This is a genomic window from Salinimicrobium terrae DSM 17865, from assembly GCF_000424665.1.
Taxonomy (GTDB): domain Bacteria; phylum Bacteroidota; class Bacteroidia; order Flavobacteriales; family Flavobacteriaceae; genus Salinimicrobium; species Salinimicrobium terrae.
In genome coordinates, this window is sequence record NZ_AUKI01000016.1 from 216,351 (window position 1) to 226,955 (window position 10,605).

General features: G+C 40.4%; 12 protein-coding genes. 3 read left to right on the plus strand and 9 right to left on the minus strand.

Features of this window, described 5'->3' with window-relative positions:
* Positions 1-20: 20 nt before the first annotated feature.
* The 9 genes from H148_RS0106505 to ccoS form a co-directional block, all read right to left on the minus strand.
* Positions 21-611, minus strand: coding sequence for a YceI family protein (locus H148_RS0106505; RefSeq protein WP_029034090.1), 591 nt, complete (start codon positions 609-611; stop codon positions 21-23).
* Positions 612-964: 353 nt separating this feature from the next.
* A complete protein-coding gene (locus tag H148_RS0106510) occupies positions 965-1,666 on the minus strand; it encodes a sulfite exporter TauE/SafE family protein (RefSeq protein ID WP_029034091.1) in 702 nt (233 codons plus the stop codon).
* The gene (locus H148_RS0106515) at positions 1,667-2,113 is read right to left on the minus strand and encodes a FixH family protein (RefSeq protein ID WP_029034092.1); all 447 of its coding nucleotides are present in this window, start codon (positions 2,111-2,113) and stop codon (positions 1,667-1,669) included.
* 4 nt (positions 2,114-2,117) lie between these two features.
* The gene (locus H148_RS0106520; protein ID WP_029034093.1) at positions 2,118-2,414 is read right to left on the minus strand and encodes a cupin domain-containing protein; all 297 of its coding nucleotides are present in this window, start codon (positions 2,412-2,414) and stop codon (positions 2,118-2,120) included.
* Positions 2,415-2,431: 17 nt separating this feature from the next.
* The gene (gene ccoG, locus H148_RS0106525) at positions 2,432-3,850 is read right to left on the minus strand and encodes a cytochrome c oxidase accessory protein CcoG (RefSeq protein ID WP_029034094.1); all 1,419 of its coding nucleotides are present in this window, start codon (positions 3,848-3,850) and stop codon (positions 2,432-2,434) included.
* Between the two features lie 30 nt (positions 3,851-3,880).
* The gene (locus tag H148_RS0106530) at positions 3,881-4,756 is read right to left on the minus strand and encodes a cbb3-type cytochrome c oxidase N-terminal domain-containing protein (protein WP_029034095.1); all 876 of its coding nucleotides are present in this window, start codon (positions 4,754-4,756) and stop codon (positions 3,881-3,883) included.
* The gene (locus tag H148_RS0106535) at positions 4,753-4,941 is read right to left on the minus strand and encodes a cytochrome c oxidase subunit IV (protein ID WP_029034096.1); all 189 of its coding nucleotides are present in this window, start codon (positions 4,939-4,941) and stop codon (positions 4,753-4,755) included. The genes H148_RS0106530 and H148_RS0106535 overlap by 4 nt, the downstream gene beginning before the upstream one ends.
* Positions 4,942-4,947: 6 nt before the next feature.
* On the minus strand, positions 4,948-7,137 hold the full coding sequence (gene ccoN, locus H148_RS0106540; protein ID WP_029034097.1) for a cytochrome-c oxidase, cbb3-type subunit I: 2,190 nt from the start codon (positions 7,135-7,137) through the stop codon (positions 4,948-4,950).
* 2 nt (positions 7,138-7,139) lie between these two features.
* Entirely contained in the window at positions 7,140-7,319 is a 180-nt protein-coding gene (ccoS, locus tag H148_RS0106545) for a cbb3-type cytochrome oxidase assembly protein CcoS (protein ID WP_029034098.1), read from the minus strand.
* A gap of 178 nt (positions 7,320-7,497) precedes the next feature.
* Here ccoS and nirK point away from each other — a divergent pair, with 178 nt between their 5' ends.
* Genes nirK through H148_RS0106560 form a run of 3 tightly spaced genes read left to right on the plus strand, consistent with a single transcriptional unit; the run spans position 7,498 to position 10,376 of the window.
* On the plus strand, positions 7,498-8,949 hold the full coding sequence (nirK, locus tag H148_RS0106550) for a copper-containing nitrite reductase (RefSeq protein ID WP_029034099.1): 1,452 nt from the start codon (positions 7,498-7,500) through the stop codon (positions 8,947-8,949).
* Positions 8,950-8,955: 6 nt separating this feature from the next.
* Positions 8,956-9,735: a formylglycine-generating enzyme family protein gene (locus tag H148_RS0106555; protein WP_029034100.1), complete on the plus strand. Its 780-nt coding sequence runs from the start codon at positions 8,956-8,958 to the stop codon at positions 9,733-9,735.
* Positions 9,736-9,746: 11 nt separating this feature from the next.
* Positions 9,747-10,376, plus strand: coding sequence for an SCO family protein (locus tag H148_RS0106560; RefSeq protein WP_029034101.1), 630 nt, complete (start codon positions 9,747-9,749; stop codon positions 10,374-10,376).
* Positions 10,377-10,605: the final 229 nt, after the last annotated feature.

Genomic DNA, 10,605 nt, shown 5'->3' on the forward strand with positions numbered 1-10,605 from the left:
AGTTGAAATTTGAATTAGAATTAATTAGTGAATACAGATTGAAATTTGATGTTTACTTCATCTCCTGTAGTAATCGTTCCAAACATTGCAGTTGGAGGGTCTACATTGAATTCGGTCATTTTAATTTTTTTGTCTCCCGAAAGGGTAATTTTGTTCCCGCTTACTTTAGCGTCAAAAACAAGATCAACCAATTTTTTTGTCCCGGCTATGGTCATGTAGCCTGTGGTGGTGACCTTACAGTTGGTCGTGGAAGTACAGTCAATGTTTTTCACATCCTGTAGTTGAAAAGTGATCCTCTGATGATCATCTGTGCCAAGGGCTTTGTAAGCGTTTTTATCCATTCCCCCTTTGCCACTTTTAAGACTTTCTGCAACCACTGCAAACTGAAGTCCTTCAATTTGTACCAGTTGTCCATCTTCTAATTGTGCTTTCATACTTCCCTGGAAGCTTTCTGCCTTCATTTCCCAGTCGTGGATATTAGAAGTCCCCAAAACTTTAAGATCTGAAGCCTTGCTATCTACATTATATGATTGAGCCATCATTGTTTGCCCTGTAAAAGCCATTACTAAAAAGCTTCCGAGTACTAACCAAAAATTCTTTTTCGTTCTCATGATTTTTGTTTTTAATTATGATACAAAGATGGGGTAGATATGCAGGTTAAGGTATGACGCGGGTCAGCTTTCGATAAGATTCTTATGCTCGCATATTATTAACTCAGGTTTTTTTGATTTTTAAGGTAACATCGGTAAAATGAGTATGTTACATCGGTAAAGAGTAAATTCTACTCCTAAAAAACTGATAATTCTCATATTTCGAAACAGATTATTTCTTCAAAAAGCCTTAAAAAAGGTATTGAGGCTACTGAATTCTATTCTAGTTGTAGAAATAAAAAAAACCGGATGCACATTCCGGTTTTTGAAAAAGCCTTATACTAAGAAATTATAATAAGATAGCTTGAAGAAATTTAGTGACAGCCGGCTGCGGCATCTACTATTGCAGTCGTAGGGGCAGGAGACAGGTACGGGATATCGAGTCCCATTCCTCTTATAATAAAAAGGAATCCGATAAGGATAACAAAAGCAGGAATTAAGCGCTGTACTTTTCTTCTCATGTTACCTCCCAGAAGACTGCTAAAGTAAACGGCAGTGGTCATGAGAGGGATAGTACCCAGTCCAAAAAGAAGCATATAAAGACTTCCTGTAAATATTTCGCCTGCGGCAATTGAACCAAAAACTGCCATGTAAACTAGTCCGCACGGTAAAAAGCCGTTGAGAAATCCAATTGTAAAAAAGGTATCGGGCGTTCTTTTCTTTAATGCGGCCCCAAGGGAGGATTTGATTCTTCCGACAAAGCGATATAAGGGTTGAGAAAAATTGAATTTTTGAACCTTTTTTGATGGGATAATGATCACCAGGATCATGAGAACACCGACACCTATAGATAATTGTTGCTGAATTCCGAAAAGGTCCAGACTCTTTCCAATTAGACCGAATAAAAGTCCAATAATGCCATAAGATAATAGCCTTCCAAAGTGATAGAGAAAGATCTGGACAAATTTTAAGACTTTGTTCTCACGGGATACCGGTAGCATAAAAGCAATGGGTCCGCACATTCCAATACAGTGAAAACTTCCCAGAATTCCTAATATGAATGCAGAATAGAGCACTTAATAATTGATGTCTTGTTTAAAATAATATTTTTCATCCCGGTATTCCCAGTCAATAATGATGTGCCAGCGGCCGCCTAACAAGCTCTTATCAGGTACGAGCAATTGATGTGAGGACAATGAGAGAGGAATCTCAGAGTCCAGTCGCTTATTTGACGGCCGGTATAGGAACACCTTTCCGGTAATTTCTTTAGCATCAAGTTCTTCTGGAAAGGTTACAGCCAATCCTTCAGAAGTTTTTTTCAGGTTTATATTCTCAGATAATTTTGTAGCATTCCGGGTTTTATCTAATTGTTCCTGAAATGTCAACTCATTTTTGTAATATTCTTCTACAACCAGATCATGGCTGTAAGCTTCATCTGTGAGCATGGTGACCACAAAAAACATGATAAAGGCTATAAAACTTATAATGGCCAAAACAATTGATGTACCCCAGGATATTTTCATGATCTTATTTTTTTATTACGAGGAAGATACTGTCTTCCTGTGGTTCGACTGAATGGAATTCTCCTACCGGAATTATATGCTCGTCAAAAAGGGCAAGTTCTGTTCTCTTTTCGCCGGCTATATAAGTAATAGCTCCTTTGATTACAAGAATCCTTGCGGGAATATCGCTCTTATGTTCTTTAAGTTCCACATGCTTATTTAAACCAATGGCCAGAACGTGTGAACCTTCTTCCTGTTCAAATTTTCTAACAACCGGTTTGATGGCTGTTGGTAATTCCGATAATATTTCTTTTACTAGCATCTTTTTTTGTTTAAAAGTTACCTGAAGCTTCTGGGCCCCATGAAATTTGTACTGGTGGTTTCAATTAATTTTTCTCCACTGTAAATTCCTATTTCCACACTGTTCTTTTCATCCTTTAAAAGAGCTTTTGGGATTTCGATGAATAAAGTCCCTTCTGCAAGTCCTTTTTCAGGAACTATGATCCTCTCATGAGTGACAGATTCTATACTACCCTTGTGAGACAGCAATTTGAAATGTACATCTTCAAAACTACCTGTAGTCTTATTTATTAGCTTGAATGTGTAAACATTACTAATAATGTTATTCTCTTGTGTTTCATAAAGCTGACCCGGAAGTCTCAAAACGGTAGCCTCCACATCTGTTCGTATAAACAGCATTCCGGAGAGGATGCCTACAAGCACAAATAATATGGCTGCGAAACCTTTCATTCTCGAATTGAATCTCACCTTCTCTTCCTTCTCAATATTCTCTTCTGAATAGAAGCCTATTAGCCCTTTTGGAAGATCTACCTTCTCCATTATGATATCGCAGGCATCTATACAAGCTGTGCAGTTAATACATTCCAACTGTGTGCCGTTCCTTATGTCTATACCTGTTGGACATACCTGTACACATTGAGAACAATCTATACAATCTCCTTTCCCTAACTCCTGCCTGTCTTCGTTCTTTTTAAACTTAGACCGCCCAAGGCTTCTTTCTCCCCTTTTATGGTCGTAAGCAACTACTACAGATTTTTTATCCAGAAGCACACTTTGAAGCCTTCCATATGGACATGCTATAGTACATACCTGTTCCCTGAACCAGGAGAAGATGAAATAGAATACTCCTGTAAAAATTAACAATGCAATAAATGTGCTCAGGTTTTCCAGCGGTCCCTCAGTTACATACTGTAGCAGCCTTTTACTTCCCACCAGGTAGGCCAGAAAAACATTTGCAATTCCAAAAGAGATTAGAAAGAACAAAAACCATTTGAATCCTTTCTTTTTTATTTTATCACTTGTCCACTCCTCTTTATCCAACCTCATCTGGGCGCCACGGTCTCCTTCAATCCAATATTCGATCTTTCGAAAGACCATTTCCATAAAAATGGTCTGTGGACAAATCCACCCGCAGAATATTCTTCCAAAGGCAGAAGTGAAGAGGGTGATAAACAAAACCGCAATGATCATTGCTGTTACCCCAAGGTAAAAATCCTGAGGCCAGAAGGGTTGGCCAAAAATGTGGAATTCCCGCCCCAATATATTGAACAGCATGAATTGATTTCCATTTATGTGAATAAATGGGGATGCAATAAGAAAAATTAAAAGGAACCAGGTTAACCAGGTTCGGTATTTATAAAAACGGCCATCAGGTTTTTTAGGATATACCCAGGCCCTCTTGCCTTCGGCATTCATAGTGCCAATGCGGTCCCTGAAGTTATTATCCTCTGTATCCAATAGTTTTTCTTTAAAATTTAAGTTCTGGGTCTATTCTCCTGTCCACACTTCTCCTTCTGCATCCGTAGGATTTGCCGGAGTTGTTCCCTGCAGGCTTATAATGTAACTCGATACCTGCTGTATTTCTGTTGGATTTAAAATGGAGTTCCAGGCCACCATACCTTTACCTGCACGTCCTCCTTCAGCAATGGTGTTATAAACATTTTTAATTCCACCTCCAAGGATCCAGTGTTCATCGACAAGGTTGGGTCCAATTCCACCACCACCATCGGCAGCATGACAGGCCATACAATTTGTCATATAGATAGATTCTCCTTTTTCAAGTTCTGCAGCATCTGTAAGCAGTACTACGCTTTCGGCATCAATTAGATCGGGTGTGTTTTTTCTATACTCTTCAATTTCGATCTCTGCTGCCAGCATTTCCTGTTCAAATTCGGCTGTTTGGTTCTCGCCGCCCAGGATGTGGTAGTAGGCCATATAACCTACAGCAAAAATAATTGAAGCGTAAAAACTATATAACCACCATGGCGGGAGTTTGTTATCCAATTCCTTGATTCCGTCATAGTTGTGATCGAGTTCGAGATCTCTTTCTTCAGAAATTGGACGGGTTCCCATCATTTTCCGATAGATCTCTTTCATATCATATTTCTTCATTCTCTCCTCGTGAGCAGCCATATAGCGCTCTTTAGCTTCGGGAGATAGAGATTGGAACATAATGTTCTCGAAAGCATCTAGAATAAATTCCGCAGCAATTAATACTAGCAGGAAAATAAGGAGCACGACTGCCAGAAGTGGATATTCCACGAAGGCAAAATTACCCCCTGAATCTACAAAGTATTCCAGGGCTCCTGCAATGATCAAGAAAAATATTGGGATTCTTATCCAGGCCGGGATTGCATGTCTCATTGGTTCTGATCGTTATTATCGTTTTCTAATGGAATTTGTTCTACAGTGTTGATGTAGTCTTTTTTGGCAGTAAAGACCCACCAGAAAAGAGCTACAAAAAAGAGGAAGAAAATGAGCAGTGAAATAATAGGATATATCTCTATTCCGGCAATGCTCTCCATATGTCCTTTTACAAATTTTAACATGGTAATTTAATTTGAGGTTGTTGTATTGACCACTTTAATATCTGTTCCCAATCGCTGCATGTAAGCAATAAGAGCCACTATTTCCCGATTTTTCATTTCAATGAAATCCAGCCCGTTCTCTTCTGCATATTTCTTATCGGCTTCATATGTGGCAACAAAGTCGGGATCGGTATAGAGGTTCTGCTGGATTTGAGCAGCCTGTTCTTCCATATTAGCCTGGGCACTTGCGATCTCAGCTTCTGTATAGGGAACGCCTAACTGTACCATCGCTTCCATTTTGTCCTCAATATTTGAACGGTCGTGCTCATCGGTAATAAGCCACTTGTAGCCGGGCATGATGGATCCTGAAGAGGTACTTTGTGGATCATACATATGGTTAAAGTGCCAGTTATCTGAATATTTTCCTCCCACCCGCATCAAATCGGGTCCGGTTCTTTTACTTCCCCACAGGAAGGGGTGATCATAGACGTATTCTCCGGCCTTTGAATATTCACCATATCGTTCCACTTCACTTCTAAATGGTCGTATCATTTGAGAGTGGCAGGAAACACATCCTTCTCTTATATAGATGTCTCTTCCTTCCAATTCCAGCGGAGTGTAAGGCTTAACACTGGTTATAGTGGGTATGTTAGATTTTACCAGAAGGGTAGGCACGATTTGGATAATTCCTCCTATAAGGATCGCAATGGTCGCAAGAATGGTGAGTTGTACAGGTTTTCGCTCAAGCCAGGTGTGGAAACCTTCCCCGGCCAGTCTTTTGTTGCTTATCTTTTGTAAAGGAGCAGCTTCTGCCAGTTCATCTGTAACTTCAGTTCCGGCTTTAACTGTTTTATACATGTTGTACAGTAAAACGAACATTCCTAAGATGTACATACTTCCTCCAATGGCCCTGAACCAGTACATAGGCATAATTTCGGTCACGGTTTCAAGGAAGTTTCCGTAAACAAGAGTTCCGTCGGGGTTAAATTGTTTCCACATGGAAGCTTGTACAAAACCTGCCACATACATTGGCAAAGTATAAATAATGATCCCGAGGGTGCCAACCCAAAAATGAGCGTTAGCAAGTTTTATTGAGTAAAGTTTTGTCTTGAACATCCTGGGGACAAGCCAATAGATCATCCCAAAGGTGAGAAATCCGTTCCAGGCAAGTGCTCCTACATGTACGTGAGCAATGATCCAGTCTGTATAATGGGCTATGGCATTTACGTTTTTGAGGGAAAGCATAGGCCCTTCAAAGGTCGCCATTCCATAACCGGTGATCGCTACTACCATGAATTTAAGAACAGGATCTGTTTTAACTTTATCCCATGCTCCCCGTAGGGTAAGAAGCCCGTTGATCATACCACCCCACGACGGCATAAGAAGCATTACTGAGAATGCGACTCCAAGGTTCTGTGCCCAGTCTGGCAGGGAAGTATACAATAGGTGATGAGGTCCCGCCCAGATATAAATAAATATTAAGGACCAAAAGTGAATAATAGATAGTTTATAGGAGTAAACGGGTCTGTTTGCTGCTTTTGGAACAAAGTAGTACATAAGCCCCAGAAAAGGTGTGGTAAGGAAAAATGCCACAGCATTGTGTCCATACCACCACTGTACCAGTGCATCCTGAACTCCTGCGTAAGCAGAATAACTCTTAAACAGACCAACCGGAATTGCGAGACTGTTGAATATATGTAGTACAGCAACAGTTACGAAGGTGGCGATGTAGAACCATATTGCAACATATAGATGCCTTTGTCTTCTTTTAAAAATGGTAGCAATGAGGTTCCAGCCGAATACAACCCAAACCACGGCAATAGCGATATCAAAAGGCCACTCCAGCTCTGCATATTCTTTGGAACTTGTAAAACCTAAAGGTAAAGTAATTGCAGCGCCAACAATGATAAGCTGCCATCCCCAAAAGTTGATTTTACTAAGGATATCACTGTACATCCTGGCTTTCAACAATCGTTGGGTGGAGTAATAAACCCCGGCAAAAATGGCATTACCTACAAAGGCAAAGATCACTGCATTTGTATGGAGAGGTCGTAAACGACCAAAACTCAACCAGGAGATTCCATCGGTCAGGTTAGGAAAAATGAATAAAAAAGCTAAAAGTAGCCCGACGAGCATTCCAATTACTCCCCAAAGAAGAGTAGCGTAAATGAAATTTTTTACGATTTTGTTGTCGTAGTAGAACTGTTGCAATTCCATACTTAATTGTCTTGATTATTTTTTTTGGGTTTCTCTTTTACGAGCTCATCCTCAAATAAAATGCGCACAGAAGGGGTATAGTCATCGTCGAACTGGCCATTTCTAACGGCTATAATGAAAACAACGAAAAAAAATACCGCTACAATAATGCTTATTGTAAGGAGTAAATAGATGACGCTCATACCTATTTATATATTCGGGCAAAACTAGCAGGTATGTATTTTTCGAAATATGATCTTGATCAGGTTTTGCCTGAAAAGAAATTCTAAAAAATTCAGTTAGATATGATTAGCCTCATATTCAGGAGGGAACTTAATTCGGACATTTGTATCTGAAATTAAAAATTAAACACTTCTGATCATGAAAAATTTCAAAACTTCAAAAAAGAGATTTGTATACCTTTTCTTTCTTGCTGCGCTTGTTGCAGGGGTCCTTACCTCATGTGAGAAAGCTGTGGCTGCAAAAGAAAATCCTGAACTTATGAAGGTGTATGGAGAGAGCGAAGCCGAAATGACTGCTCCGCCCATGGTGCCAAGACCTGTTGGAAAAAGAGCGGCTACCAAACTCATCGTTAATATGGAGGTGGTAGAAAAAGAAATGGAAATGGCAGACGGGGTTACCTATAACTACTGGACATTTGATGGTTCGGTTCCGGGAAGCTTTATCCGTACGCGGGTAGGAGATGAGATTGAGTTCCACTTCAAAAACCACCCTGATAGTAAACTGCCTCACAATATTGACCTGCACGCAGTGACAGGACCTGGGGGAGGAGCCGAGTCTTCTTATGTAGCTCCAGGACAGCAGGCAACTTTTACATTTAAAACCATGAACCCAGGTCTTTACGTTTATCACTGTGCTACCGCACCGGTGGGAATGCACATAGCGAACGGGATGTATGGACTTATTCTTGTTGAACCGGAAGGGGGACTACCTCCCGTTGACAGAGAATATTATGTAATGCAGGGAGATTTTTACACAGAAGGTGAGTTTGGAGAAAGAGGCTTGCAGCCTTTTGATATGAACAAGGCAGTAGATGAGGATGCAGATTATGTGGTATTCAATGGAAAAGTCGGAGGACTTACTGGTGAAAACGCATTACACGCCAAAGTGGGAGAAACCGTGAGACTGTATGTAGGAAACGGTGGTCCAAACCTTGTATCTTCTTTCCATGTGATTGGGGAGATCTTTGACAAAGTATATGTTGAAGGAGGAAGCACAATTAATGAGAATGTCCAAACTACTCTCATCCCCGCAGGAGGTGCTGCAATAGTTGAGTTTAAGGTTGATGTACCGGGAGAGTTGGTATTAGTTGACCATTCAATCTTTAGAGCCTTTAACAAAGGAGCTTTAGGTATCCTTGAAGTAGAAGGAGCTGAAAATGAAAAAGTTTTTGGTGGAAAAATAAGTGAAGGTGTTTACAATCCCGGAACTTCAGTTACCGGAATTGTTGAAGAAGTTGAAGATTCAGCACCCGTAGCGGAAATGTCAATGGCCGATAAAATGGAGAGAGGTAAGCAGGTCTATACTCAAAGCTGTCTTGCATGTCACCAGGCAACCGGTGCGGGAATACCAAATGCTTTTCCTCCCCTTGCAAACTCCGATTATCTAAATGCCGATGTTCACAGATCTATTGAAGTAGTTAAGTTCGGATTAAGCGGAGAAATTGAAGTAAACGGAAATGTATACAACAGTGCCATGCCTCCACAGAATATCTCCGATGAAGATGTGGCTGCGGTCCTTACCTATGTCTATAACAACTGGGGCAACAACAAAACTGAAGTGACCCAGGAAATGGTGAAAAAAGTAAAATAATTCAAAATGAAGACTATAATCAGATTGGCCGTTTGTATCGCAATAATGATCCAGAGCCAGGCATATGGCCAGTCTGGTTCCATGGTCAAAATTGAAGGAGGGGAATTCATTCCTCTTTACGGCACCGAGACTGCTGTAAAAATAAATGACTTTTATATGGATGTTTATCCTGTAACTAATGCAGAATTTCTCGAATTCGTGAAGAAGAACCCAAGGTGGAAACGCTCTGAGGTGAAGAGGCTTTTTGCAGATGAAAGTTATCTTAAAGACTGGATAAACGATGAAGCTTTTCCTTCAGATCGTTCTCCAAATGCCCCTGTTACCAATGTATCGTGGTATGCAGCTAAAAATTACTGTGAATGTGAAGGGAAGAGACTTGCAACGGTAGATGAGTGGGAGTATGTAGGAATGGCCAATGAAAAGCAGCCCGATGCAAGAGAGGAAGAAAATTATAACAAATATATTTTGAGCTGGTATGAAACTCCCAAAACCTATAAGAATGAAATTGGGAGCACCTTCAGGAACTATTGGGGAGTGTATGATATGCACGGTCTCGTCTGGGAATGGACTTCAGATTTTAATTCCGTAATGATTGGTGGAGAATCCAGGAAAGACAGTACCGGTGATAATAACCTCTTCTGTGGAGCTGCCGCTGTTGGCGCCACAGATCTTATGAACTATGCAGCCTTTATGAGGTATGCCTTCAGGGGAAGTATGAAAGCGAAGTACTCCAGCAAAAATCTTGGGTTTAGATGTGTCGAGGATGTAGAGAAAAAGGCCCTATAAAAATTGAAAAGATGAAAAAGTATTTATTATTTATGCTGTCGCCGTTCTTGTTTTTGTCCTGTGACCAACCGGGGGAAGAAAAGGGACAAATTGAGGATTCAGAGAAGGTCGTTGCAACCCACACTGTGGACTTCAACAAGGAATTGCCCGATCTTTCGGTTTATCATTTACCCTCTACCTGGACTACACAGGATAACAAGGATATTCAGCTGGAAGATTTGCGGGGAAATGTGCTCGTTATGGTAATGATCTATACTTCCTGCAAAGCTGCCTGTCCACGTTTAATTGCGGATATGCGCAATATAGAGAAGCAGGTGCCTGAAGAATATCTTGGTAAGACAAAATTTATCATGGTGAGCATAGATCCTGAAACCGATACTCCACAGATGCTCAATTCTTTTGCTAAGGAAAATCTAATGGAAGATGATCACTGGATGTTCCTTCGCGGTACGCCCGAGGACACCAGGGAATTCGCAGCAGTATTGGCTGTGAGTTATAAAAAGATTTCTCCCATTGATTTTTCACATTCCAACATCATTAGTGTTTTTAACGAGGAAGGGGTGTTGGTTCACCAGCAGGAAGGTCTTGGCGTAGATAATACCGAAACTGTTGAAGCCATTAAAGCTGAAGTTTCAAATTAGAAATTAAAATGATCAGATAATTGAAGCTGTCTAATATATAAGGTGGAGTCATTCTGAATTTATTTCAGAATCTATTAGAACCTGAAACAAGTTCAGGTTGACAGAACTCCGTTTTAGACAGCTTCTATTTACTTGAAATATTTATCTCTGATAGCATTAAGTTCCAAGTCTTTCCTTAATCATAAAAATTGAAGATTCAGACCTTCATTTCCATTTCACAGAGAACATA